General features: G+C 46.3%; 24 protein-coding genes and 2 pseudogenes. 22 read left to right on the top strand and 4 right to left on the bottom strand.

Annotation, left to right across the window (positions count from 1 at the left end; translation table 11 throughout):
- Positions 1-2 precede the first annotated feature (2 nt).
- Both rsfS and BGM27_RS06660 read left to right on the top strand, forming a co-directional pair.
- On the top strand, positions 3-359 hold the full coding sequence (rsfS, locus tag BGM27_RS06655; protein WP_007408260.1) for a ribosome silencing factor: 357 nt from the start codon (positions 3-5) through the stop codon (positions 357-359).
- Positions 356-1,093 carry a class I SAM-dependent DNA methyltransferase gene (locus BGM27_RS06660; protein ID WP_007408261.1) on the top strand — a complete coding sequence of 246 codons (738 nt, stop codon included), beginning with the start codon at positions 356-358 and terminating at the stop codon, positions 1,091-1,093. Before rsfS ends, BGM27_RS06660 begins: the two co-directional genes overlap by 4 nt.
- Before the next feature lie 68 nt (positions 1,094-1,161).
- Here the strand turns inward: BGM27_RS06660 and comER are convergent, their stop codons facing one another.
- Positions 1,162-1,983: a late competence protein ComER gene (comER, locus tag BGM27_RS06665; RefSeq protein ID WP_007408262.1), complete on the bottom strand. Its 822-nt coding sequence runs from the start codon at positions 1,981-1,983 to the stop codon at positions 1,162-1,164.
- Positions 1,984-2,041: 58 nt separating this feature from the next.
- Here comER and BGM27_RS06670 point away from each other — a divergent pair, with 58 nt between their 5' ends.
- The 3 genes from BGM27_RS06670 to BGM27_RS06680 all read left to right on the top strand — a co-directional run bounded on the left by BGM27_RS06670 (position 2,042) and on the right by BGM27_RS06680 (position 5,643).
- Entirely contained in the window at positions 2,042-2,656 is a 615-nt protein-coding gene (locus BGM27_RS06670; RefSeq protein WP_007408263.1) for a helix-hairpin-helix domain-containing protein, read from the top strand.
- 65 nt (positions 2,657-2,721) lie between these two features.
- A complete protein-coding gene (locus tag BGM27_RS06675) occupies positions 2,722-3,291 on the top strand; it encodes a ComE operon protein 2 (protein WP_007408264.1) in 570 nt (189 codons plus the stop codon).
- A complete protein-coding gene (locus BGM27_RS06680; RefSeq protein WP_007408265.1) occupies positions 3,292-5,643 on the top strand; it encodes a DNA internalization-related competence protein ComEC/Rec2 in 2,352 nt (783 codons plus the stop codon).
- Positions 5,644-5,661: 18 nt separating this feature from the next.
- Here the strand turns inward: BGM27_RS06680 and BGM27_RS06685 are convergent, their stop codons facing one another.
- On the bottom strand, positions 5,662-5,796 hold the full coding sequence (locus BGM27_RS06685; protein ID WP_003152870.1) for a YqzM family protein: 135 nt from the start codon (positions 5,794-5,796) through the stop codon (positions 5,662-5,664).
- Positions 5,797-5,836: 40 nt separating this feature from the next.
- Between BGM27_RS06685 and BGM27_RS06690 the strand changes: the two are divergent.
- Both BGM27_RS06690 and holA read left to right on the top strand, forming a co-directional pair.
- Positions 5,837-5,993 (top strand): annotated as a pseudogene (locus BGM27_RS06690) (hypothetical protein).
- 34 nt (positions 5,994-6,027) lie between these two features.
- A pseudogene (gene holA / locus BGM27_RS06695) lies at positions 6,028-7,069 on the top strand (DNA polymerase III subunit delta).
- Positions 7,070-7,085: 16 nt separating this feature from the next.
- On the opposite strand, the gene rpsT reads toward holA, so the two are convergent.
- Positions 7,086-7,352: a 30S ribosomal protein S20 gene (rpsT, locus tag BGM27_RS06700; protein ID WP_003152876.1), complete on the bottom strand. Its 267-nt coding sequence runs from the start codon at positions 7,350-7,352 to the stop codon at positions 7,086-7,088.
- A gap of 202 nt (positions 7,353-7,554) precedes the next feature.
- Between rpsT and gpr the strand changes: the two genes are divergently transcribed.
- The 12 genes from gpr to mtaB all read left to right on the top strand — a co-directional run bounded on the left by gpr (position 7,555) and on the right by mtaB (position 21,475).
- Positions 7,555-8,661 (top strand): GPR endopeptidase, encoded by a 1,107-nt coding sequence (gene gpr, locus BGM27_RS06705; protein ID WP_020954238.1) that lies wholly within the window; start codon positions 7,555-7,557, stop codon positions 8,659-8,661.
- 68 nt (positions 8,662-8,729) lie between these two features.
- On the top strand, positions 8,730-9,923 hold the full coding sequence (gene spoIIP, locus BGM27_RS06710) for a stage II sporulation protein P (protein ID WP_007408269.1): 1,194 nt from the start codon (positions 8,730-8,732) through the stop codon (positions 9,921-9,923).
- A 16-nt stretch (positions 9,924-9,939) separates the two neighbouring features.
- Positions 9,940-10,278 carry a YqxA family protein gene (locus BGM27_RS06715; protein ID WP_007408270.1) on the top strand — a complete coding sequence of 113 codons (339 nt, stop codon included), beginning with the start codon at positions 9,940-9,942 and terminating at the stop codon, positions 10,276-10,278.
- A gap of 132 nt (positions 10,279-10,410) precedes the next feature.
- On the top strand, positions 10,411-12,246 hold the full coding sequence (gene lepA, locus BGM27_RS06720; RefSeq protein ID WP_007408271.1) for a translation elongation factor 4: 1,836 nt from the start codon (positions 10,411-10,413) through the stop codon (positions 12,244-12,246).
- A gap of 59 nt (positions 12,247-12,305) precedes the next feature.
- Positions 12,306-13,445, top strand: coding sequence for a radical SAM family heme chaperone HemW (hemW, locus tag BGM27_RS06725; RefSeq protein ID WP_007408272.1), 1,140 nt, complete (start codon positions 12,306-12,308; stop codon positions 13,443-13,445).
- An 80-nt stretch (positions 13,446-13,525) separates the two neighbouring features.
- A complete protein-coding gene (hrcA, locus tag BGM27_RS06730; RefSeq protein ID WP_003152889.1) occupies positions 13,526-14,557 on the top strand; it encodes a heat-inducible transcriptional repressor HrcA in 1,032 nt (343 codons plus the stop codon).
- A 59-nt stretch (positions 14,558-14,616) separates the two neighbouring features.
- The gene (gene grpE, locus BGM27_RS06735; protein ID WP_003152892.1) at positions 14,617-15,192 is read left to right on the top strand and encodes a nucleotide exchange factor GrpE; all 576 of its coding nucleotides are present in this window, start codon (positions 14,617-14,619) and stop codon (positions 15,190-15,192) included.
- Positions 15,193-15,216: 24 nt separating this feature from the next.
- Entirely contained in the window at positions 15,217-17,055 is a 1,839-nt protein-coding gene (dnaK, locus tag BGM27_RS06740; RefSeq protein WP_007408273.1) for a molecular chaperone DnaK, read from the top strand.
- Positions 17,056-17,240: 185 nt separating this feature from the next.
- Complete coding sequence (dnaJ, locus tag BGM27_RS06745) at positions 17,241-18,368, top strand: molecular chaperone DnaJ (RefSeq protein ID WP_003152895.1); 1,128 nt, start codon at positions 17,241-17,243, stop codon at positions 18,366-18,368.
- Positions 18,369-18,391: 23 nt separating this feature from the next.
- Positions 18,392-19,327, top strand: coding sequence for a 50S ribosomal protein L11 methyltransferase (prmA, locus tag BGM27_RS06750; protein ID WP_007408274.1), 936 nt, complete (start codon positions 18,392-18,394; stop codon positions 19,325-19,327).
- 22 nt (positions 19,328-19,349) lie between these two features.
- The gene (locus BGM27_RS06755) at positions 19,350-20,120 is read left to right on the top strand and encodes a 16S rRNA (uracil(1498)-N(3))-methyltransferase (RefSeq protein WP_007408275.1); all 771 of its coding nucleotides are present in this window, start codon (positions 19,350-19,352) and stop codon (positions 20,118-20,120) included.
- Positions 20,120-21,475 carry a tRNA (N(6)-L-threonylcarbamoyladenosine(37)-C(2))-methylthiotransferase MtaB gene (gene mtaB, locus BGM27_RS06760; protein WP_007408276.1) on the top strand — a complete coding sequence of 452 codons (1,356 nt, stop codon included), beginning with the start codon at positions 20,120-20,122 and terminating at the stop codon, positions 21,473-21,475. Before BGM27_RS06755 ends, mtaB begins: the two co-directional genes overlap by 1 nt.
- Positions 21,476-21,512: 37 nt before the next feature.
- On the opposite strand, the gene BGM27_RS06765 is transcribed toward mtaB, so the two are convergent.
- Positions 21,513-22,439, bottom strand: a complete 927-nt coding sequence (locus BGM27_RS06765) for a Na/Pi symporter (protein WP_007408277.1) — start codon at positions 22,437-22,439, stop codon at positions 21,513-21,515.
- Between the two features lie 171 nt (positions 22,440-22,610).
- On the opposite strand from BGM27_RS06765, the gene rpsU reads away from it, so the two are divergent.
- The 3 genes from rpsU (at position 22,611) to BGM27_RS06780 (ending at position 24,684) form a co-directional block, all read left to right on the top strand.
- On the top strand, positions 22,611-22,784 hold the full coding sequence (gene rpsU, locus BGM27_RS06770) for a 30S ribosomal protein S21 (RefSeq protein WP_003152957.1): 174 nt from the start codon (positions 22,611-22,613) through the stop codon (positions 22,782-22,784).
- Between the two features lie 14 nt (positions 22,785-22,798).
- The gene (locus tag BGM27_RS06775; protein ID WP_007408278.1) at positions 22,799-23,245 is read left to right on the top strand and encodes a GatB/YqeY domain-containing protein; all 447 of its coding nucleotides are present in this window, start codon (positions 22,799-22,801) and stop codon (positions 23,243-23,245) included.
- 122 nt (positions 23,246-23,367) lie between these two features.
- The gene (locus tag BGM27_RS06780; protein WP_007408279.1) at positions 23,368-24,684 is read left to right on the top strand and encodes an NfeD family protein; all 1,317 of its coding nucleotides are present in this window, start codon (positions 23,368-23,370) and stop codon (positions 24,682-24,684) included.
- The last annotated feature ends 5 nt before the right edge of the window (positions 24,685-24,689 follow it).

A 24,689-nucleotide genomic window follows, 5' to 3' on the forward strand; every position in this document is an offset into this window, starting at 1 on the left:
GAATGAATCAAGCTTCCGTATTAAAAATCGCGGCAAAAGCATGCGACGATAAACGTGCAGAAGATATTTTAGCGCTGGACATGGAAGGAATCTCACTTATAGCGGATTACTTTTTAATCTGCCACGGGAATTCTGATAAGCAGGTTCAGGCAATTGCGCGTGAAATTAAAGATCAGGCAGAAGAAAACGGCATTGATGTCAAAAAGATGGAAGGGTTTGATGAGGCCCGCTGGATTTTAGTTGATCTCGGCGACGTCATTGTCCACGTTTTCCATAAAGATGAAAGAAGCTACTACAATCTTGAAAAGCTATGGGGCGACGCGCCGCTCGCAGAGCTTGAACTCGGCTTGAACTCATGATTTACCAAGGCTTCGCCGGCGTATATGACGAGTTAATGTCACATGCGCCGTATGATGAATGGGCGGGCTGGATCGAAGCGTCTCTTCCGGAAAAGGGAAGGGTGCTTGATCTTGCCTGCGGAACCGGAGAAATATCCATCAGGCTTGCTGAAAAAGGCTGCGAAGTCACGGGGATTGATTTGAGTGAAGATATGCTGAGCTGTGCCCAGCAGAAAAAAACGGGAAAGCCGATTCTTTTTCTCCAGCAGGATATGAGAGAGCTTTCCGGTTTTGAAGAACAGTTTGATGCCGTTGTCATCTGCTGTGATTCCCTAAATTACTTAAAAACGAAAAATGATGTCTTAAGCACCTTCAAAAGTGTTTTTCAAGTTTTGAAGGAGGGCGGCCTGCTTCTGTTTGACGTCCATTCCCCATTTAAAATGACGGAGCTTTTTCCGGACAGCACCCATGCGGATCAGGATGAGCAGATCAGCTATATCTGGCAAAGCTTTGCCGGCGATGAAGAGCTTTCTGTCATCCATGATATGTCTTTTTTCGTATGGAACGGACAATCTTATGACCGTTATGACGAGACGCATGAGCAAAAAACATTTTACATTGAAGAATATGAACAAATGCTTGCAGAGACCGGATTTGAACTGAAGAAGGTGACGGCTGACTTTACAGACCGGCCTCCTTCAACAGAGTCTGAACGTCTTTTCTTAACGGCAGGCAAACCAAAAACCATCGTTTAAACGGAACGATGGTTTTTAAAATGCATTTTTGGCGATTGGCGCGATAAAGCACTTTATGGCATACTCAGTTACACGTGAAATTGCTTCTTCACTAACGATATATCTTCATCGTATTTGTCATGTGTACGCTGAAAGACACGGTTGAACATATCCTGAACACCGCTTTCGAGAGCCTTCAGTCCTTCTCCGGTTACGCCGCCTTTTACGCATACTTTTTCCTGCAAGGCGGGAAGCGTGTAATGCCCTGTTTCCAGAAGCTTTCCGAGACCGACAAGCATTTCCGTCGACATTATCACGGCTTCTTCTTTGGTGATGTCCGTTTCGTCCACTGCCGCGTCAATAAAGCGCTGAACGAGATAACTCATAAAAGCGGGCCCGCAGCTGACAATGTCTGACGCCGCTCTTGTAATGCCGCTGCTGATTTCTACGGGTTTTGAAATATGAGTGAACAGCGTTTGAATATCCGCTTTTGCCGACTCGCTGCAGCTTTTGCCGAACGTAACAAGCGAGACGCCGGCCAAGGCGCGGTTCGTAATGCTCGGAATGACGCGGGCCGTCTGACACGGAACCGTATGTTCAATCTGATCCGTCTGAACGGGGCTGGTAATGGAGATTAAAATGTGATCTTTCCGTAAATGCGGTGTGAGTTTTTTCAGCAAAGGATATATATCCAGCGGTTTTACACAAATGAATATTATTTCATTATCCTGTACGAGCTTTTCCTGATCCTCGGTGACATGGATGCCGCTGAAACGTTCTTTTAGTTTTAATGCTTTTTCGATTGTTCTGTTTGTGATGGTGATATGTGAGGGATCGGCAGCGTTTGATTCGATAAACGATTCAATCAGGATCGTTCCCATGTTTCCGGTGCCGATAAAGCCTATTTTCAATGAATTCCCCTCCTTTTTCCCTTAATCCTCTAAACCTTATGCGGGGAGGCAATGCAATATGACGAAAGCGATGATGACGGAGCGGCTGCGGCGGAACCTGAAAATTCTGGGCGCTTGTCTTGCGGCAGGGGCGGTTTTTATCTGTATTTGGCTGTTTCGTTCTGAAAAGGAAGAGCCGGTCAAACAGCAGTCCGTGCTCGGCCAAACAGCCTCAGCATCCGTCGCGGACAAAAAAGACACCGCAGACGACAAGATTATGATTGATGTGAAAGGCGCGGTCCGAAATCCCGGCGTGTATGAAATGAAAGCGGGAGACAGAGTGACGCAAGCCATTGAAAAAGCCGGCGGCCTGAAGAAAAAGGCGGATGAATTGAATGTTAATTTAGCAGAGCAGCTGCAGGACGGGACGATTGTTTATATTCCGAGTGAAGGCGAAGAGGAGAATCGCCCGAAAACAGCGGCGGGTGAAAAGGAGAATGCAGCTGTCAATATCAATACGGCATCTCTGGACGAACTTCAGGCGATTTCCGGGGTGGGGCAGAAAAAAGCGGAAGCGATTATCGCTTACCGAGAAGAAAAAGGACGGTTTCAGACTGCTGAAGATTTGATGAATGTATCAGGCTTTGGAGAGAAGTCATTTGAGCGGATAAAAACTTCCATTACGGTAAAGTGAATTGACGGTTCTGCTTAAATCTATGTAAACTTAGAAAGCAACAAGACTTTTTGGAGGGAACACTTGTGGAACGAATCTCATGGAATCAATATTTTATGGCGCAAAGCCATTTGCTGGCGCTGAGAAGCACATGTCCGAGACTGTCAGTCGGGGCAACCATAGTCAGAGATAAGCGTATGATTGCCGGCGGATACAACGGCTCAATCGCCGGCGGCGTCCATTGCGCTGATGAAGGATGCCTTTTAATAGATAATCATTGCCAGCGGACCATACATGCAGAGATGAATGCGATTCTGCAATGTTCTAAGTTCGGTGTTCCGACGGAAGGCGCCGAAATTTATGTGACGCATTATCCTTGTATTCAATGCTGCAAATCAATTATCCAGGCAGGCATCAAAACGGTCTATTATGCCGAAGATTACAAAACACAGCCTTATGCAAAAGAGCTGTTCAGCCAAGCCGGAGTCAAGGTGGAGCAGGTCGAACTTGATGAGATGATCATCGATCTGAAAAACCGTGAAAAATTGTCTTTTGTAGCAGGTCTGATTCAGCAATTATCTGATGCGGGGGTTAAGGCAGATGAACTGAAAAAAATTCATGAACAGGCCAATGAGCTGTTTACCAGTTACGTATAAATGAAATATAAATACCTTCTTCTGCCTCTGGCGGCGGTTTCTGCAACTGCGGGAATTGCCGCCGCTCATGTCTTCTGGGTTCTGCTCCTTTTTCTTCTGTATCTTCTCTTTATTATTGTAAAAACAAAGCAGTATGCTCCGGTTATCGTCTGCCTCGTTTCTTTTTGTCTTTATTTCTTTCTTTATACGGTTTGTGACGCTGCGAATGTAACGCGCTATCAGGCCGGCAGTTATACTGAACAGGCCGTCATCACTAATATTCCGAAGGTTGACGGAGCGAAAATGTCAGCTGTTATCCGTACACATGACAAGGAAAAATGGGCGGCTTCGTACAAAATCCGTTCTCTTGAGGAAAAAAGACTCATTGAACAGCTTGAACCGGGGATGCGCTGCACGTTTACAGGCTCTCTGGAACAGCCTGCACATGCGACGGTTCCCGGAGGTTTTGATTATAAGGAATATCTTTACTCTCAGCAGATTCACTGGTTATTTTCCGTGACTTCCATTGAGCAGTGTGAAAAATCCAAACAGCCGCTGTTTAAACTGCTGAACATCAGAAAAAATTTGATTTCGATCATTCGGAATCACGTGCCTGAATCTTCCGCCGGAATTGTTGAAGCGCTGACCTTAGGTGAAAGATTTTCTATAGAGGACGATATACTGAGTGCGTATCAAAATTTGGGAGTCGTTCATTTAATGGCGATTTCCGGAATGCATGTCGGTCTTATTACGGCGGGATTATTTTATGCTCTGATCAGAATCGGGCTGACAAGAGAAAAGGCGGGAATTTTGCTGCTGCTGTTTTTGCCGGTGTATACGCTGCTGAGCGGTGCCGCCCCATCCGTATTGCGCGCATCCCTCATGCTGGGGTTTTATATCGCCGGAACTCTTGTTAAACGCGGCATTCATTCCTCTGCTGCATTGTCCCTGTCTTATCTGCTGCTTCTGCTGTTTAATCCTTACTTCCTTTGGCAGGCGGGCTTCCAGCTTTCCTTTGCGGTAAGCGCCTCTTTAATTCTGTCATCCTCCATTTTAAAGAAAGCAGGGAAAAGCAGACTTGCCGGGCTTGCGATGGCTTCATTGATTGCAGAGCTCAGCTCACTTCCGTTTCTTCTCTATCATTTTCAGCAGATTTCACTTGTCAGTTTTCCGATGAATATGGTGATGGTGCCATTTTATACGTTATTTGTCATTCCGGTTTCTGTCATCGGTTTCCTTCTTCTTTTACTCTCAAGGCAGATGGGAGAATGTTTGTTTGGTATGTTTGACCTTGTGATGAAGCCTGTGCATGATTTCATTACATATGCGGCATCCGTTGATTTATTTACTATGATTGTGTCAAAGCCTGACTTTCTTTCCCTTCTTCTGCTTGCGGTTTCCGTTTTTACGCTTTTTGCGGCTTTGGAAAAGGGAGGTTTTTTAAAACTCAGGAAATCGGCTCTTTTTTTCTGCGCGGTTTTGGCTTATTTAATATGCCGTCCGTATTTCAGTCCATGGGGAGAAGCGGATATGCTTGATATCGGGCAGGGAGACTCACTGTTTATAAGCGCGCCGCACCGCAAAGGGACCGTAATGGTTGATACAGGGGGAGTGATTGCTTATCCCGGAGAATCATGGAAAGAAAAACGCCACCCGTATTCTATCGGCGAGAAGGTTTTGATTCCGTTTTTAAACGGAAAAGGGGTGAAAAAGCTGGATGCGCTGATTTTAACCCATGCGGATCAAGATCACATCGGGGAAGCCGGAGTGTTAATCAAAAATCATAGAGTCAAACGGTTAATTGTCCCCGTAGGATTCGTAAAAGAACCGAAGGATCAGAACATATTAAATATGGCGAAAGAAAACAACATTCCCGTTGCCGAAGCAAAGCGGGGCGACACCATTACAACCGGTGATCTTCAGTTTCAGGTGCTGTCTCCGGAGTCGTCTGACGGAAGGAGTAAAAATGATTCGTCACTGGTGCTTTGGACGGTTTTTGGCGGAGTGAGCTGGCTTTTGACGGGAGATTTAGAATCGGACGGCGAAACGGAAGTGCTGAAAACGTATCCGAATCTGAAGGCTGATATATTGAAGGCGGGTCATCACGGCAGCAAAAGCTCAACGAGTGAAGCCTTTTTGAAGCAGCTTCAGCCGGAAGCAGCGCTGATTTCAGCAGGAAAAGAGAATCGATACCATCATCCGCATGAAGAAGTGCTGGATCGTTTGAAGGCGTACTCTGTAAATGTGCTTCGCACCGATATCAGCGGAACGATTCAATACAGATTTAAAAAAGGCGCCGGAACGTTTTCCGTCTTCCCTCCATATGATATAGAAGAAACCAGGGCGCAAGAAGTAAAAAAGACTGCCGATTGACAGCAGCCCGGAATGCGGCTAAGAGCCGATAAGATGGATGGCTGTTGCCATCACGAACAAAAAGGCGAAAAATCCGAAGGACACGACAAAACCGACAGCTGAGTCAACAGCATCATTTCGTTTGCTTTGAACGTTTTTTTCAAAATCATTCAATTTCATCCCTCCTGACTTCCCTAAGTATACTGGAATTGTTTTGAAAAATCTAGAAGTGATGGTAACGTTTTCTGTTCTTGTGGTTATCGCCTTTTTACAAGCAGACCCGGGAGCTTGTGAATCAGGCGTTTATTATAAATGAGGAAGCTGTCCTTAAAGCTTCCTCTTTACTAATTGCCGAACTCAATTTAGGATAGAAGGGGATCAAGAAAGAGAGGAAGTCATACGATCATGGTATTTGATGTTTGGAAAGCCCTGAAAAAAGGGGATGTCCGCTCCGTTTATTGCTTATACGGAAAAGAAACGTATCTGCTCCAAGAGACTGTCAGCCGGATCAGACAAGCTGTCGTTGATGAGGAGACAAAGGATTTTAACCTGTCTGTTTTTGATCTTGAAGAAGATCCGCTTGACCAGGCCGTAACCGATGCGGAAACGTTTCCGTTTATGGGAGAGAAGCGGCTGGTCATCGTAAAAAATCCGTCTTTTTTAACAGGGGAAAAAAAGAAAGAAAAAATAGAGCATAATACAGCCGCTCTGGAGACTTATCTGAAGGAGCCTGCGCCTTATACGGTCTTTGTGATTGTGGCTCCGTATGAGAAGCTGGACGAACGGAAAAAGCTGACGAAAGCGCTGAAGCAAAAAGCCCTTATGATTGAAGCTAAGGAGCTGAATGCAAAGGAGACGACTGATTTTACGATTAATCTGGCGAAATCCGAAAATAAAACGATGGATACAGAAGCTGCCGAGCATTTGGTTCTGCTTGCAAACGGTCATCTGTCTTCCATATATCAGGAAATACAAAAACTCTCCGCCTACACCGGTGACAGACATGAGATCACGCTTGAAGATGTCCGGGAGCTTGTCGCAAGAAGTTTGGAGCAGAATATTTTTGAGCTGATCAACAAAATCGTGAACCGAAAACGGACGGAAAGTCTTCAAATATTTTATGATCTTTTAAAACAAAACGAAGAACCGATCAAAATTATGGCGCTGATCGCCAACCAATTCCGTCTGATTATGCAGACGAAGTATTTTGCGGGACAAGGATACGGCCAAAAGCAAATCGCTTCCAACTTAAAGGTGCACCCCTTCCGGGTAAAGTTGGCGATGGATCAGGCGAGGCTTTTTTCAGAAGAAGAGCTGCGGCGTATTATAGAAAGACTCGCAGTGATGGACTATGAAATGAAAACGGGGAAAAAGGACAAGCAGCTCTTGCTGGAGCTCTTTCTCCTTGAGCTTCTCCGCACTGAATGAAAAAAACGATCCCCGTTAAAGGGATCGTTTTTGTATTATGCAGAAAGTCCGTTCACTTGTTTCGCAAGTCTAGATTTGTATCGAGCTGCGGCATTTTTGTGTACAAGACCTGTTTTCACTGCTTTATCAATGCGTTTCGCTGCTTCAGAAAGAGCAGTTTTCGCTTTATCCGCTTCGTTGTTAGCAACAGAAGCTTCAACTTGTTTGATTGCAGTACGCATAGCAGATTTGATTGTCGCGTTATGAGCGCGGCGTTCGTTGTTTGTTTTTGTACGTTTAATCGCTGATTTAATGTTTGGCATGTGTTTCACCTCCTAAGATACAACCTGTAGCACAGTGTCTTAAGGTTAAATCTTCTTCACAATAGAACAAATTGTATTCTATCAAACAGAACTTTAGATTGCAATATAAATGTAAAGTATTTTTCGTTGATGGGTAAATTCGCATGATTCGTTTTGTAAATGGCCACACTATGTACCACGATGATTGAAGGAGGTCTTCCCTGTGAAAAACAACGAACTGGATGTCAATCAATTTCTGATACGGACGGATTTAGCGGTAGAAACGAAACAGGCGGTAAAAGACGGACAAGCCGGTCAGAAAAAAGAAATAAACGGGTTTATTGAAAAAGAACGCGACAAGGGCGGCATTAAAGTCAGAACCGTCGATATTACCAAAGAAGGCGCCGAGCTATCGGGGAAAAAGCAGGGACGCTATGTCACGATCGAGGCTCAAGGGGTCCGGGAACACGACTCTGACATGCAGGAAAAAGTAACGGAAGTGTTTGCCGAGGAATTTTCCGCCTATCTGTCGGCATTAAAGATTCCAAAGGATGCAAGCTGTTTGATCGTCGGTCTGGGCAACTGGAATGTGACGCCGGATGCGCTCGGCCCTCTCGTGACCGAAAACCTTCTTGTGACAAGGCATCTGTTCAGGCTTCAGCCGGAAAACGTGCAGGAAGGGTACAGGCCGGTCAGCGCGCTTGCTCCCGGTGTGATGGGATTAACGGGAATTGAAACGAGCGATATTATTCAAGGTGTGATCAAAGAATCAAAGCCGGATTTTGTGATCGCGGTAGACGCTCTTGCGGCAAGAGCCGTTGAAAGGGTGAACACGACCATCCAATTTTCTGATACTGGCATTCACCCGGGATCAGGCGTCGGCAATAAGAGAAAAGAATTAAGCAAGGAAACGCTCGGCATTCCCGTCATCGCAATCGGGGTACCGACTGTTGTTGACGCGGTTACGATCGCAAGCGATACGGTGGATTATATATTAAAACATTTCGGAAGAGAGATGAAAGATGACAGCCTGTCAAGATCTCTGGTGCCCGCCGGAATGAACTTCGGCAAAAAGAAGGTGCTGACAGACGAAGACCTTCCGGGAGAAAAAGAACGCCAATCCTTTCTCGGTATTGTCGGCACGCTGGACGAAAACGAAAAACGCCAGCTGATTCACGAAGTGCTTTCTCCGCTCGGCCATAATCTGATGGTCACGCCGAAGGAGATTGACACCTTTATTGATGATATGGCGAACGTACTTGCAAACGGGTTAAACACCGCCCTTCATGAAAAAGTGTCACAAGATAACAAAGGTTCTTATAATCATTAAAATGAGTTCTACCTCCTCTAGCTTGTTCATAGAGTAATTACTAGACAAGCGCTGGAGGGATTCAAATCATGAGAAAAAAACGCAGAAACCGTCAAATTGTCGTTGCAGTAAACGGTGGAAATGCGCTCAAGGGCATGTTTTTGTTTATGACAAGCCTTATCGTTATTTTCGTATTATCGGGTGTGCTCACATCGCTTCGCCCTGAACTGAGGCTTTCTTCGGATTCTCTTCACGGGATTGCCGGAGAACTTTCGGGTGACGCGTTTGCACACCTCCTCGGCATGGAAAATCATTATTTCGCCTCAGAGCTTCCTGAAAAAGACTCTTTTCAGCTGTCCCGGCTTTCCTTAAAACTGGCGACAAGCATTAATATGGAAGACCCGCGGAGTTTCTTGGGACGTGAGCTGCCGGGATTTGCCCAATACGATACGGAGATCCTTCTGGCGGGGCAGGGGACGGATTATACGAATATGCCGGCTGAATCTCCGCCGCCGTCAAAGGTGATGGAAAAAGAAAAAGAAGTGAACCTGGCAGAAATCGAAAACAAAACGAAAAAAGAAGAAACGGCGCCGCCGAAACATTCAACAGGCAGCAAAAAAGTCGTTTTTATTTACCACACTCATAATACCGAATCCTATCTTCCTCTGTTAAAGGGGGAAACAAATCCGGATAACGCCCGCCATTCGAAGGCCAATGTCACGCTTGTCGGAGATATGTTCGGAAAAGCGCTTGAAGCGCAAGGTGTAGGAGCGACCGTAGATAAAACCGACATTCAGGCCCGCCTGAACAAAGACGGTTTAAATTATGCGCGAAGCTACGACGAATCAAGGCCGGTCGTAAAAAGCGCGCTCGCCAAAAATAAAAACCTGCAATATACCATAGACATTCACCGGGATTCCCGCCGCAAGAAAAATACGACAGCCGACATCAAAGGAAAAAGCTATGCCAGAGTCGCCATCGTCGTCGGCAAAAAAAGCGCTAATTTTGAAGAAAACTATAAACTCGCAAGTGAACTTCATAAGCTCATGGAGAAAAAATACCCCGGCTTAAGCGTCGGTGTTTTATCAAAAGGCTCTCCGGGAGATAATGGAGTATACAACCAGGATTTAAACGACCGGTCGCTTCTGCTGGAATTCGGGGGCGTGGATAACAATCTTGAAGAACTGAGGCGCGCATCAGATGCCGTGGCCGATGTGTTCAGCGAACTGTACTGGGATGCAGAAAAGGTCAGCTCGCAATCAGGAGAGAAGAAAAAACAATAGAAATCAGGTGATTCGAATGATCCGTTTTACCGGCAAATGCCTGCTGATCGCCATTGTCATGTTTTTCGGCGTTTTGTTCGGCATGCAGCAGGCAAACAGCGGAATGCTTGATATGAAAGGATACAAAGATCCCTCCTTAAAAGGAGCATTCACGCTCGGCGGCGGAGAAGGACAGGAAAAAGAAGCTTCCATTTTGGGGCAAACCGTTACGGCGAAAGATCTGGAAGAAAAACAAAAACAGCTGGAACAGGCGGAAACCTTCAACCTGTTTTCAAAAGCCGGAGAAACCCTTTCAAATACCGTGACGGACTCGGCGCAGGCGATGTATGAGTGGGTTTCGAAACTGAACCGTTAGCATTGATGAAGAGAAAAGCGGATGATTCCTTAAAGGAAGCTTTTCTCTTTCTTGTTTTAATTGAATGTTTACAATCCTATTGATATAATCTAAGCTAGTGTATTTTGCGTTTAATAGTAGGAGTGATAGATTGTGACAGATAAAGAAAAGCGTTTAGAGAGGCAGTCAAGAATCCGGAATTTCTCCATCATCGCCCACATAGACCACGGCAAATCGACCTTGGCGGATCGGATTTTAGAAAAAACATCGGCGATCACCCAGCGGGAAATGAAAGAACAATTGCTTGACTCAATGGACCTTGAACGTGAACGGGGAATTACCATCAAATTAAATTCCGTTCAGCTGAAATACAAAGCAAAAGACGGAGAAGAATATATATTTCATCTTATCGACACGCCCGGACACGTCGACTTTACATATGAAGTTTCGCGAAGCCTGGCTGCCTGTGAAGGCGCGATTCTCGTTGTTGATGCGGCTCAGGGAATAGAAGCGCAGACATTGGCGAACGTCTATCTGGCGCTTGATAATGATCTTGAGATTCTTCCTGTCATTAATAAAATCGATCTCCCGAGCGCAGAGCCAGAACGTGTGCGTCAAGAGGTTGAGGACGTTATCGGCCTTGACGCTTCAGACGCCGTCCTCGCTTCAGCGAAAGCGGGCATCGGCATCGAAGACATTTTAGAACAGATCGTAGAAAAAGTGCCGGCTCCCGCGGGAGATCCGGAAGCTCCGCTGAAAGCGCTCATCTTTGACTCGCTTTATGACGCGTACCGCGGAGTCGTCGCGTATATCAGAGTCGTAGAAGGAACGGTCAAACCGGGCCAGAAAATTAAAATGATGGCAACCGGAAAAGAGTTTGAAGTGACAGAAGTCGGTGTGTTCACGCCGAAAGCAACTCCGACAGATGAACTGACTGTCGGCGATGTAGGCTTTTTAACTGCTGCGATCAAAAATGTCGGTGACACACGCGTCGGTGACACGATAACAAGTGCGGCCAATCAGGCTGCCGAAGCATTGCCTGGGTATCGCAAGCTGAACCCGATGGTGTATTGCGGTTTGTATCCGATCGATACGGCCAAATACAATGATTTAAGGGAAGCTCTTGAGAAGCTTGAACTGAATGACTCATCGCTTCAATATGAAGCAGAGACATCCCAAGCGCTCGGATTCGGTTTCCGCTGCGGATTTTTAGGTATGCTTCACATGGAAATCATTCAGGAGCGGATTGAGCGTGAGTTTAAAATCGACCTGATCACAACGGCACCGAGTGTTATCTATGATGTGTATATGACAGACGGCGAAAAGGTTGTTGTCGACAACCCGTCCAACATGCCTGACCCACAAAAGATCGAAAGAATCGAGGAGCCGTATGTAAAAGCGACAATGATGGTTCCGAACGATTACGTCGGAGCGGTTATGGAGCTTTGTCAGGGGAAACGGGGCAACTTTATCGATATGCAGTACTTAGACGCCAACCGGGTCAGCATTGTATATGAGATGCCTCTTGCGGAAATCGTATATGAATTTTTTGATCAGCTGAAATCCAGCACGAAAGGATACGCCTCTTTCGATTACGAGCTGATCGGCTACAAACCGTCTAAACTTGTCAAGATGGACATTATGCTGAACGGAGAAAAAATCGACGCCCTTTCATTTATTGTGCATCGCGATTACGCGTACGAACGCGGAAAAGTAATTGTGGAAAAACTGAAAGAGCTTATTCCGCGTCAGCACTTTGAAGTACCGATTCAAGCGGCGATCGGACAGAAAATCGTGGCCCGCTCAACCATTAAGGCCATGCGGAAAAACGTCCTTGCAAAATGTTACGGAGGAGACATCTCGCGGAAACGGAAGCTTCTTGAAAAACAAAAAGAAGGAAAACGCCGGATGAAGCAGGTCGGCTCAGTAGAAGTGCCGCAGGAAGCGTTTATGGCCGTTCTTAAAATGGATGACAGCCCGAAAAAATAACGGAAGCCGCCGCAGTCCCGCGCTGCGGCTTCTTTCTGTAAAGAAGAAGGTGTTTCAAAATGAAATCAGCTTATATTCATATTCCGTTTTGTGAGCATATCTGCCACTATTGCGATTTCAATAAATATTTTATTCAGAGCCAGCCTGTCGATGAGTACTTAAACTCACTCGAAAAGGAAATGATAAATACAATAGAACGGACGGGACGCCCTGATCTCCGCACGATTTTTATCGGGGGAGGCACGCCGACATCGCTCTCACCCGTCCAGCTGGAAAAATTGATGGATTCCATTCACCGCGTGCTGAAGCCTTCTGACGGACTCATAGAATTTGCCGCGGAAGCGAATCCGGATGATTTGTCTCCGGAAAAATTAAAAATCCTGAAAAATGCCGGTGTCAACCGGCTGAGCTTCGGTGTTCAAACCTTTGAAGATGAGCTTTTACAAAAAATCGGAAGAGTGCATAAACAAAAGGACGTATTCACTTCCTTTGAACGTGCGAGGGCTCTCGGCTTCGACAACATCAGTCTCGATTTAATGTTCGGCCTGCCGGGTCAGACGCTGGCCGATCTTGACAATTCCGTCAAAACGGCTTTGTCTCTTGATGCGGAGCACTATTCCGTTTACTCGCTGATCGTAGAGCCGAAAACGGTGTTTTATAATTTAATGCAAAAAGGCCGCCTGCATCTCCCGGCGCAAGAACAAGAGGCCGAGATGTATGAAACGGTCATGAGGCAGATGAGTGAAGCGGGCATCCGTCAATACGAGATCAGTAACTTTGCAAAGCCCGGATACGAGTCCCAGCATAATCTGACGTATTGGAGCAATGAAGAGTATTTCGGTTTTGGCGCAGGCGCTCACGGATATATCAGCGGCACGCGCACCGTCAACGCCGGCCCTGTGAAACATTACATGCAGCTCATCGAAGAAAAGGGGCTGCCTTACCGTGACACGCACGAGGTGACACGTGAGGAGCAGATTGAAGAAGAAATGTTCCTCGGTCTCAGAAAAATGTCCGGCGTACAAAAGCAAGCTTTTCTTGATAAATTCGGACGCTCGGTCGACGAACTGTTTCCCGATGTTCTCAAAGATTTAACCGAAAAAGGCCTGATCTGTGACACGGAAGAATCGGTTGCATTAACGCATGAGGGCAAATTATTAGGAAATGAGGTTTTTGGCGCTTTTTTGGGTGAGTTATAATTGACATTTTTCTTTTGGTTTGTTACTTTTGATATAGAATTAGCACTCGCTGACCTTGAGTGCTAACAGGGGTGATGATGATGTTAACAAATCGTCAGCTGTTGATCCTGCAAGTGATTATTAATGATTTTATACAATCAGCGCAGCCTGTAGGATCAAGAACTCTTTCAAAAAAAGACGAGATTACATTCAGCTCTGCAACGATCAGAAACGAGATGGCTGACTTGGAGGAATTGGGCTTTATTGAAAAAACCCATTCATCCTCAGGACGGATTCCGTCGGAAAAAGGGTACAGGTATTATGTCGATCATTTGCTGTCACCCGTCAAGCTGACAAAAACCGATCTGGATTTAATTCACTCGATATTTAAAGAAAAGATCTTTGAGCTGGAAAAAACAGTCCAAAAATCAGCGCAAATCCTGTCCGACCTGACAAACTACACATCGATTGTCCTCGGGCCGACGCTGAGCGAGAACTATCTTAAACAGATTCAAATCGTACCGATCCAGCCGGATAAGGCGGTCGCTATCCTCGTCACGAACACGGGGCATGTCGAAAACCGCACCATCAATTTCCCGGCTAAAGTGGATTTGGCCGATATTGAAAAACTGGTCAATATACTAAACGATCGATTAGCGGGCGTGCCGATGGACGAACTGAATGAGCGCATTTTCAAAGAGGTTGTCACATATTTAAGGCAGCATATTGCCAACTATGATAGCATACTTGAATCGCTCCGCTCCACATTCCATCCGGCGGCCCACGTTGAGAAATTGTTTTTCGGCGGAAAGATCAACATGCTGAATCAGCCGGAGTTCCATGATATTGAAAGGGTCCGCTCGCTCTTATCTTTAATTGAAAAAGAGCAGGATGTTCTGAAGCTGTTTCAGTCATCAAAAGCCGGGATTTCAATCAAAATCGGGAAAGAAAACGACTACGAAGAAATGGAAAACTGCAGTTTAATCACGGCCACCTATACAGTTGATACGAAACAGATCGGATCAATCGCCATTATCGGGCCGACGCGCATGAATTATTCAAGAGTCGTCAGCCTGCTGCAGCACGTGACTTCGGACTTGTCAAAAGCATTCACAAGTTTGTATGATGAATAAGGGAATTTTGGCAATCATTTTCAGTCATCTTTTTACAGCATTTGAGGGAGGTGAACACAATGTCAGAAGAAAAACAAACCGCAGAACAGGTTGAAGCAGCAGAACAAGAAGAAGTGACAGAACAGGCAGAACAAGCCGCTTCACAAGAGCAGCATGAAGAAACGGCAGGTCAGGAAGAAGCCCTTCAGCACCAAATTGATGAATTGCAGGGTTTGCTTGATGAAAAAGAAAACAAGCTTTTGCGTGTTCAAGCAGACTTTGAAAACTATAAACGACGCAGCCGCCTTGAAATGGAAGCTGCTCAGAAATACCGTTCTCAAAACGTCGTAACGGAAATCCTTCCGGCGCTCGACAACTTTGAACGGGCGTTACAGGTAGAAGCTGAAAGCGAGCAGACAAAAAGCTTGCTGCAAGGTATGGAAATGGTCCGCCGCCAGCTGATGGACGCACTTGAAAAAGAAGGCGTTGAAGCCATCGAAGCTGTCGGTCAGGAATTTGATCCGAACCTTCACCAAGCCGTCATGCAGGTGGAAGATGAAAACTTCGGCAGCAATATTGTTATCGAAGAACTGCAAAAAGGCTACAAACTGAAGGATCGCGTCATCCGTCCTTCAATGGTAAAAGTGAATCAATAACTACATAGCAGGAGGTAATTCAAAGTGAGTAAAGTAATCGGAATTGACTTGGGTACGACAAACTCATGTGTGGCAGTGCTTGAAGGCGGAGAGCCTACAGTTATCGCCAACGCTGAAGGAAACCGTACGACTCCGTCAGTCGTTGCATTTAAAAACGGCGAGCGCCAAGTAGGGGAAGTGGCAAAACGCCAATCCATCACAAACCCTAACACAATCATGTCTGTCAAACGCCATATGGGTACTGACTATAAAGTGGAAATCGAAGGAAAAGACTACACGCCTCAAGAGGTGTCAGCTATTATCCTTCAGCATCTGAAAGCATATGCTGAAAGCTACCTCGGCGAAACAGTTTCAAAAGCCGTTATCACGGTTCCTGCATACTTCAACGATGCAGAGCGCCAAGCGACAAAAGATGCCGGTAAAATCGCCGGTCTTGAAGTAGAGCGTATTATCAACGAGCCGACTGCAGCAGCGCTTGCATACGGACTTGATAAAACGGACGAAGACCAAACAATTCTTGTTTACGACCTTGGCGGCGGTACGTTTGACGTATCTGTTCTTGAACTTGGCGACGGCGTGTTTGAAGTCCGTTCAACTGCCGGTGACAACCGTCTTGGCGGAGACGACTTTGACCAAGTCATCATCGATCATCTCGTAGCAGAATTCAAAAAAGAAAACGGTATTGATCTTTCAAAAGACAAAATGGCGCTTCAGCGTTTGAAAGATGCGGCTGAGAAAGCGAAAAAAGATCTTTCCGGCGTATCATCCACACAAATTTCTTTACCATTTATCACAGCGGGAGAAGCAGGTCCGCTTCACCTTGAGCTGACACTGACCCGCGCTAAATTCGAAGAGCTTTCCGCTCACCTTGTTGAGCGCACAATGGCTCCTGTCCGTCAGGCTCTTCAAGATGCGGATCTTTCTGCAAGCGAAATCGACAAAGTTATCCTTGTCGGCGGATCAACACGTATTCCTGCCGTACAGGAAGCAATCAAAAAAGAAACGGGTAAAGAAGCGCATAAAGGCGTAAACCCTGATGAAGTTGTAGCGCTGGGTGCAGCCATTCAAGGCGGCGTCATCACGGGAGACGTAAAAGACGTTGTTCTTCTTGACGTTACACCGCTTTCTCTCGGTATTGAAACAATGGGCGGCGTGTTCACGAAACTGATCGACCGCAACACGACAATTCCGACGAGCAAGTCTCAAGTATTCTCAACTGCAGCTGACAACCAAACGGCTGTTGACATTCACGTGCTTCAAGGTGAGCGCCCGATGTCTGCCGACAACAAAACGCTCGGCCGCTTCCAGCTTACTGATATCCCGCCTGCACCGCGCGGCGTACCGCAAATCGAAGTTTCTTTCGATATTGACAAAAACGGTATCGTAAACGTAAGAGCGAAAGACTTAGGCACAGGAAAAGAACAAAATATTACAATCAAATCTTCATCAGGTCTTTCTGATGATGAGATCGAACGCATGGTAAAAGAAGCGGAAGAAAACGCTGACGCTGATGCGAAGAGAAAAGAAGAAATCGAAGTCCGCAACGAAGCTGACCAGCTTGTGTTCCAAACGGAAAAAACATTAAAAGATCTGGAAGGCAAAGTGGACGAAGAGCAAGTGAAAAAAGCAAACGACGCGAAAGACGCGCTGAAAGCCGCTATCGAGAAAAACGAAATTGAAGACATCAAAGCGAAAAAAGATGAGCTTCAAACAATCGTTCAAGAGCTTTCTATGAAGCTTTACGAAGAAGCGGCGAAAGCGCAGCAGGCTGAAGGCGGAGCAAACGCTGAAGGCAAAAAAGCGGATGACAACGTTGTCGATGCGGAATACGAAGAAGTAAAAGACGACGAAACGAAAAAATAAGTTCTGTCCCGCATGGCTATAGGCGGAAGAACACACATCATATTCTGATTCAACAGACAGAAAGTCAAAGTCAGGCATCTCTTGGCTTTGACTTTTTTTCTTGCCCGGGATAAAAGGAATTGAAAAAACATAATTCAAAATGATACAATCTAATTTATGTGAGAAATTCGGGAGAGTGAAGCGAGATGAGTAAGCGTGATTACTATGAAGTGCTTGGGGTAAGTAAGAGCGCTTCAAAGGATGAAATCAAAAAAGCCTATCGGAAGCTTTCAAAAAAATATCATCCTGATATCAATAAAGAATCCGGAGCAGATGAAAAATTCAAAGAGGTAAAAGAAGCGTACGAAGCGCTCTCAGACGACCAAAAACGCGCTCAATATGACCAATTCGGCCATACAGACCCTAACCAGGGATTCGGCGGCGGTTTCGGAGGCGGCGGAGACTTCGGCGGCTTCGGTTTCGATGACATCTTCTCAAGCATCTTCGGAGGCGGCACGAGACGCCGTGACCCGAATGCGCCGCGGCAAGGAGCGGATCTGCAGTATACAATGACCCTGTCATTTGAAGACGCGGCTTTCGGGAAAGAAACGATCATTGAAATTCCGCGCGAAGAGAATTGCGAAACATGTAAAGGGTCTGGCGCGAAGCCGGGAACAAAGCCGGATACGTGCTCGCACTGCGGAGGTTCTGGCCAGCTGAACGTCGAACAGAACACGCCGTTTGGCAAAGTGGTTAACCGAAGAGTCTGCCACCACTGTGAAGGAACAGGAAAAATCATCAAAAACAAGTGTTCTGACTGCGGCGGCACGGGCAAAGTGAAAAAACGGAAAAAAATCAATGTCACGATTCCTGCCGGTGTGGATGACGGACAGCAGCTGCGCGTTCCGGGCCAAGGTGAACCGGGCGTAAACGGAGGGCCGGCGGGAGATCTGTTTGTCGTATTCCATGTGCGCGCCCACGAGTTCTTTGAGCGCGACGGAGACGATATTTATTGCGAAATGCCGTTAACGTTTGCCCAAGCGGCACTCGGAGACGAAGTGGAAGTGCCGACGCTTCACGGAAAAGTGAAATTGAAAATACCTGCCGGCACACAAACAGGCACGAAATTCAGATTAAGAGGCAAAGGCGTTCAGAACGTCCGGGGCTACGGACAAGGCGACCAGCACATTGTCGTCCGCGTCGTCACACCGACGAATCTGACAGACAAACAAAAAGACATCATCCGCGAGTTCGCTGAAGTCAGCGGAAACCTGCCGGATGAACAAGAAATGAGTTTCTTTGACAAAGTAAAACGCGCATTTAAAGGCGAGTAATGATTGGATAGGAGTTGGTAGTTTTGAAATGGTCCGAAATCAGCATTCACACAACACATGAAGCGGTCGAACCCATCTCAAATATTTTGCATGAAGCTGGTGCGAGCGGGGTTGTCATCGAAGATCCGCTTGATTTAATGAAAGAGCGTGAGAATGTTTACGGGGAAATCTACCAGCTCGACCCCAATGATTACCCCGATGAGGGTGTCATTGTCAAAGCGTATCTGCCGATCAACAGTTTCCTCGGCGAAACGGTGGACGGCATTAAAGAGACGATTAATAATCTGCTTTTGTACGACATTGATTTGGGCAGAAACACAATCACCATTTCTGAAGTTAATGAAGAAGAATGGGCGACAGCTTGGAAAAAGTATTATCATCCTGTGAAAATTTCTGAAAAGTTCACGATCGTTCCCACTTGGGAAACGTACACACCTGTTCATACAGATGAACTGATTATCGAAATGGATCCGGGTATGGCATTCGGTACGGGAACGCATCCGACAACCGTTCTGTGCATTCAGGCGCTTGAGCGTATCGTTCAAAAAGGCGACCGTGTCATTGATGTCGGCACCGGTTCAGGAATTTTAAGCATCGCGGCCGCCATGCTTGAGGCCGAATCGGTTCATGCGTATGACCTTGATCCGGTCGCTGTTGAAAGCGCGCGTCTGAATGTAAAATTGAACAAAGTGAGTGATACGGCTGAAGTGAAGCAGAACAATTTGTTAGACGGCATCACGGGCGAACATGATGTCATTGTCGCAAATATTTTGGCGGAAGTGATTCTCCGCTTTACATCACAGGCGTACGACCTGCTCAAAGACGGAGGCCATTTTATTACTTCAGGCATTATCGGCCAGAAAAAACAGGAAGTAAAAGAAGCGTTAGAAAAAGCCGGCTTTACCATCACAGAAATTCTGTCTATGGAAGATTGGGTCAGCATCATCGCGAAAAAATAACAGTTAGTAGGTGTCACAGCGTATGCAACGATATTTTATCGAGCTCACGAAGCAGGAGATGGACGAAACTCCTGATTTTCAAATCACGGGGGAAGACGTCCACCATATAGCGAACGTCATGAGAATGAGTGCGGGAGACCGGATAATCTGCTGTTCGAAAGACGGCCATGAAGCGTTATGCCTGCTTAAAGAGGTTTCTAAAGATCATATATCATGCAGCATTGCTGAGTGGACGGGTGAAAACCGTGAACTGCCTTTGAAGATCAGGATCGCCAGCGGCCTCCCGAAAGGCGATAAGCTTGAGTGGATTATCCAAAAAGGGACCGAGCTGGGGGCAAGTATGTTCATCCCTTTTCAGGGCGCCAGATCCGTCGTTAAGCTAGACGACAAAAAGGCAAAGAAAAAGCGGGAGAGATGGGCGAAAATCGCGAAGGAAGCGGCGGAGCAATCGTACCGCAATGAAATTCCCGAAGTGAAAACCGTTCATACGTTCCGGCAGCTGCTTGAAATGGCGGAGAATGTCGATAAATGTGTCGTTGCATACGAGGAGTCATCAAAGCAGGGAGAAACGGGCGCTTTCGCTGCGGAGCTCAAAAGCCTTCCGCAAGGTTCGTCTCTTTTAATCGTATTCGGCCCTGAAGGCGGTCTGACTGAGTCTGAAGTTCATCAGCTTTCAGAAAAAGGCGCCGTCTTATGCGGCCTCGGACCGAGAATTTTACGGACTGAAACTGCGCCTCTTTACGCGTTAAGCGCAGTTTCCTATCATACAGAGTTATTAAGAGGTGATCAGTAATGGCAACTGTTGCTTTTCATACCCTTGGCTGCAAGGTCAACCATTATGAAACAGAAGCAATCTGGCAGCTGTTTAAAGATGCGGGTTATGAACGAAAAGAATTCGAACAGACAGCAGATGTATATGTCATTAATACATGTACGGTAACAAACACGGGAGATAAAAAAAGCCGTCAAGTCATCAGACGGGCGATCCGCCAAAATCCTGACGGCGTCATCTGCGTAACAGGGTGCTATGCGCAAACCTCTCCGGCGGAAATTATGGCCATCCCGGGTGTTGACATCGTCGTCGGCACGCAGGATCGTGAAAAAATGCTCGGTTACATTGAGCAGTACAGGGAAGAGCGCCAGCCGATCAACGGCGTCGGCAATATTATGAAAGCACGCGTGTTTGAAGAGCTGGATGTTCCCGCTTTTACTGACCGTACAAGAGCGTCGTTAAAAATCCAAGAGGGCTGCAACAACTTCTGTACGTTCTGCATTATCCCTTGGGCGCGCGGCCTGCTTCGTTCCCGTGATCCGGAAGAAGTCATTAAACAGGCGCAGCAGCTGGTGGATGCCGGCTATAAAGAAATCGTCCTGACGGGGATTCATACGGGCGGCTACGGTGAAGATATGAAAGATTATAATTTCGCCAAGCTTCTCCGCGAGCTTGATACACGTGTAGAAGGACTGAAGCGGATCAGAATTTCATCTATTGAAGCAAGCCAAATCACTGATGAAGTAATTGAAGTGCTGGATGCGTCTGATAAAATCGTCCGTCACCTTCATATCCCGATTCAGTCAGGATCAAACACCGTTCTGAAACGGATGAGACGCAAATATACGATGGAATTTTTCGCGGACCGTTTAAATAAGCTGAAAGAAGCGCTGCCGGGTCTGGCTGTCACATCTGATGTCATCGTCGGTTTCCCGGGAGAAACGGAAGAAGAATTTATGGAAACATACCGGTTCATTAAAGAACATAAGTTTTCAGAGCTTCACGTATTCCCTTACAGCAAACGCACCGGAACACCTGCGGCCAGAATGGAAGACCAGGTTGACGAGAACGTGAAAAACGAACGGGTGCATAAGCTGATCGCGCTGTCTGACCAGCTTGCAAAAGAATACGCCTCCGATTATGAAGGAGAGGTTCTGGAAATCATTCCGGAAGAGGCGTTTAAAGAGTCTGATGAGGAGGGCATGTTCGTCGGCTATACGGACAATTACATGAAAGTCGTCTTCAAAGGCACGGAAGATGTAATCGGCAAACTTGTCAAAGTCAAAATTCAAAAAGCGGGCTATCCGTATAATGAAGGACAATTCGTCCGTGTCGTTGAGGATGAAATGACCCGAAACATGCGCATGTCTTCATAACTGATAAAAAAACCGGTGCCTTCCCGCATCGGTTTTTTTACGGTTTCGGAGGAATCAGCCTGTCAATCAGCCGGTAAAACAAATGTGTGAACGGCAGAAACAATAAGGCGGTGACTACGTTAAATAACAGGCTGAAATGCGCAATCATCTGCGCGGGATCATCAGACAGTCGCTCCGTAAAACCTGCTGATGCGGACAGGAAGGGAAATACGAGCAGCACGCCGAGAATATTAAACACAACGTGAGCACCGGCGGTCTGTCTGGCGGCATAACCGCCTGAAACAGCAGCCATGACGGCCGTGACGCATGTCCCGATATTAGATCCCAGAACGACGCTGACCGCTTGTTCAATGCCGATCACCCCTTCGTTCATAAAACTCATCAAAATGCCGATGCAGACGGAGCTTGAATGAATGATTGCCGTCAATATCATGCCGATAAAAAGAGCGGACCAGCTCGAATCATTCACATGTCGCAAAACCTCCGCCCCCGCCTTCATTTCTGTCAGCGGAACGGCAAGCCGGCTGAAGCATGTAATGCAAAAAAAGATGATGCCGAGACCGAGGAAGCTTATGCCGATCTGCCTGAACGGATATTTACGGAGGAGGATAAACACAAGGCCTCCGATAAAAAGCACCCAAATGAGCACATCCATCTTTATGGCTAAAAACTCCGTCGTAAACGTGGAGCCGACATTCGTGCCGAGAATCATCGGAATGGTCCGTTTAAAAGATAAAGCGCCTGCGCTGACAAAGCCGATGACAATGACCATGAAGGCTGAGCTGCTCTGAAGAAAACCGGTGAATACGATGCTTATGAGAAAAGCTTTCAAAGGGTGGTCGGTAAATAAGAGCAGGCTCTTCTCAATTTTTGAATACGTTAAGGCGATCAGGCCCTGCCTGAGCAGGCTCATTCCGAGTAAAAAAACCAGGATAAGTGCGGTAAAGAGAATCAGTATCATCAAACGAAACACCCCTTTCCATCATTATATAGACAAGCAGCCTTATTCATGACGGAAAAGTGAGCTCGCTTAGTTGACCTGACTGATGGCTTATATTATAATGTCAAAGTACATGTTTATATATGTATCTTTTTAAAGGTAGTCGATTGGTGTATTCGGAGGGAGGGAAAGAGAATGTCAAAAACGGTCGTTAGAAAAAACGAATCGCTTGAAGATGCTCTTCGTCGCTTCAAACGCAGTGTATCAAAGACAGGTACTTTGCAAGAAGCAAGAAAGCGCGAATTTTATGAAAAACCTAGCGTAAAGCGCAAGAAAAAGTCAGAAGCTGCTAGAAAACGCAAATTCTAAAAGAGGGTGGATTTATGAGTCTTCTTGAGCGACTTAACCAAGATATGAAGCTGTATATGAAAAGCCGTGAGAAAGACAAACTGACTGTCGTTCGAATGGTGAAAGCTTCACTTCAAAACGAAGCAATTAAGCTTAAGAAAGACAGTTTGACCGAGGATGAGGAACTTACTGTCCTATCTCGTGAACTTAAGCAACGTAAAGACTCCCTCCATGAATTTTCAAACGCTAATCGTTTAGATTTAGTAGATAAAGTTCAAAAAGAGCTGGACATTTTAGAAGTTTATTTACCGAAGCAGCTTTCTGAAGAAGAGCTGCAGACAATCGTAAATGAAACCATCGCTGAAGTCGGTGCGAGCTCCAAAGCGGACATGGGCAAAGTGATGAGTGCTATTATGCCTAAAGTAAAAGGTAAAGCTGACGGCAGCGTAATTAACAGACTTGTCAGCAGTCAATTATCTTAATTGACAAGAAAAAAGACATCTTTCCTTGAGAGATGTCTTTTTTTATACATAAAAAAATGAAACTAAAGTACATTTGTTACGTATATAAAGAAGAACGAAACGGGAAGGAGGGTATATTTGCCTTGTTCCGAAAAAAAACCGGAATTGCTGTTGCTCTATTGGGCTTATTTGTATTATCTTTATTAGGGGTTCAATTGAACGCGAAAGCTGATCACCCATCGGTTTATGTCATCCCGGTTGAGAAAAATGTCGAACAGGGGCTCGCCTCGTTTTTATCGCGTTCTTTCAAAGAAGCGAAGGAGTCCGGCGCGTCACACATTATTCTTGACATCAATACACCGGGAGGCGCCGTTCAATCAGCCTTGGATATTGCGGATATCATCGGCCGCGCGGATGTGCCTGTTACCGCTTACGTTAATAAACGGGCGCTTTCTGCCGGAGCGTATATAGCGCTTCAGGCAGATGAAATCTATATGGCGCCGGGCGGAAAAATGGGTGCCGCAGCCATCATCGACGGAAAGGGAAACGCGGCAGACAAAAAGGCCCAATCACTGTGGCATGCAGAAATGGAGGACACAGCGGTTAAAAACAACCGAAATCCGAAATACGCCCTGGCCATGGCAGATCCCGCCATTAATGCAAAGGAAGCGGGCGCCCCAAAGGGAAAACTGCTGACACTGACAGCTGAAAAAGCCAAGGAAGTCGGATATTCGGAGGGCACGGTTTCAGACCTTGATGCTTTATATACAAAGCTCGGTTTTGACAAAGCGGATGTTCACCATGCAAAAGAAGGTTTCGTCGGCAAACTGGGCAGATGGCTGACAAATCCGTTTGTTGTCCCCGTCTTATTAACGCTTGCTTTGCTTGGTTTGACCATTGAATTGTTCTCGCCGGGCCTCGGGATACCGGGTGCCGTCGGACTGACGGCCATGCTGCTGTTTTTCACCGGGCATATCGCTGCCGGATTCGCCGGCTATGACAGCGTATTCTTATTTTGCGCGGGCTTGGTTTTTATCCTTTTAGAGATATTTCTGCCCGGAGGCATAATCGGTCTTATCGGAATTGCAGGCGTCATCGCGAGCCTCTTTCTCGCTGCGGGCAGCTTTACCGTCATGGCGGTTTCTCTCTTGATCGCCATTGCTGTGTCTATTACAGCCTTTATCATATTAACAAGGGTGTTGGGGAAACGAATGAAATTCTTTAAAAAATTAATATTAACTGATTCAACAAGCACGGAGAGCGGTTATGTTTCAAATCAGAACCGGACGGAGCTGTTGGGAAAAGTCGGCGTTACCGCTACAGCCCTCAGACCGTCAGGCACCGTCATTATTGATGATGAACGTCTGGATGTCGTCTCGGAAGGATCATTCACTGAAAAAGACAGACAGGTGAAAGTAGTGAAAGCGGAAGGCTCACGCATTGTCGTGAGAGAAATATAGATGAT

The organism is Bacillus sp. FJAT-27001 (genome assembly GCF_019039175.1).
GTDB classification, from domain to species: Bacteria; Bacillota; Bacilli; order Bacillales; family Bacillaceae; genus Bacillus; species Bacillus velezensis.

Bases quoted from the DNA above. Each gene is read 5' to 3' on its own strand.
- hemW (WP_007408272.1), top strand. From the start codon at position 12,306: ATGAAATCAGCTTATATTCATATTCCGTTTTGTGAGCATATCTGCCAC.
- dnaJ (WP_003152895.1), top strand. From the start codon at position 17,241: ATGAGTAAGCGTGATTACTATGAAGTGCTTGGGGTAAGTAAGAGCGCT.
- rpsT (WP_003152876.1), bottom strand. From the start codon at position 7,352: ATGCCAAACATTAAATCAGCGATTAAACGTACAAAAACAAACAACGAA.
- BGM27_RS06680 (WP_007408265.1), top strand. From the start codon at position 3,292: ATGAAATATAAATACCTTCTTCTGCCTCTGGCGGCGGTTTCTGCAACT.
- rsfS (WP_007408260.1), top strand. From the start codon at position 3: ATGAATCAAGCTTCCGTATTAAAAATCGCGGCAAAAGCATGCGACGAT.
- hrcA (WP_003152889.1), top strand. From the start codon at position 13,526: ATGTTAACAAATCGTCAGCTGTTGATCCTGCAAGTGATTATTAATGAT.
- BGM27_RS06670 (WP_007408263.1), top strand. From the start codon at position 2,042: ATGACGAAAGCGATGATGACGGAGCGGCTGCGGCGGAACCTGAAAATT.
- spoIIP (WP_007408269.1), top strand. From the start codon at position 8,730: ATGAGAAAAAAACGCAGAAACCGTCAAATTGTCGTTGCAGTAAACGGT.
- BGM27_RS06715 (WP_007408270.1), top strand. From the start codon at position 9,940: ATGATCCGTTTTACCGGCAAATGCCTGCTGATCGCCATTGTCATGTTT.
- grpE (WP_003152892.1), top strand. From the start codon at position 14,617: ATGTCAGAAGAAAAACAAACCGCAGAACAGGTTGAAGCAGCAGAACAA.
- mtaB (WP_007408276.1), top strand. From the start codon at position 20,120: ATGGCAACTGTTGCTTTTCATACCCTTGGCTGCAAGGTCAACCATTAT.
- rpsU (WP_003152957.1), top strand. From the start codon at position 22,611: ATGTCAAAAACGGTCGTTAGAAAAAACGAATCGCTTGAAGATGCTCTT.
- BGM27_RS06660 (WP_007408261.1), top strand. From the start codon at position 356: ATGATTTACCAAGGCTTCGCCGGCGTATATGACGAGTTAATGTCACAT.
- BGM27_RS06775 (WP_007408278.1), top strand. From the start codon at position 22,799: ATGAGTCTTCTTGAGCGACTTAACCAAGATATGAAGCTGTATATGAAA.
- BGM27_RS06755 (WP_007408275.1), top strand. From the start codon at position 19,350: ATGCAACGATATTTTATCGAGCTCACGAAGCAGGAGATGGACGAAACT.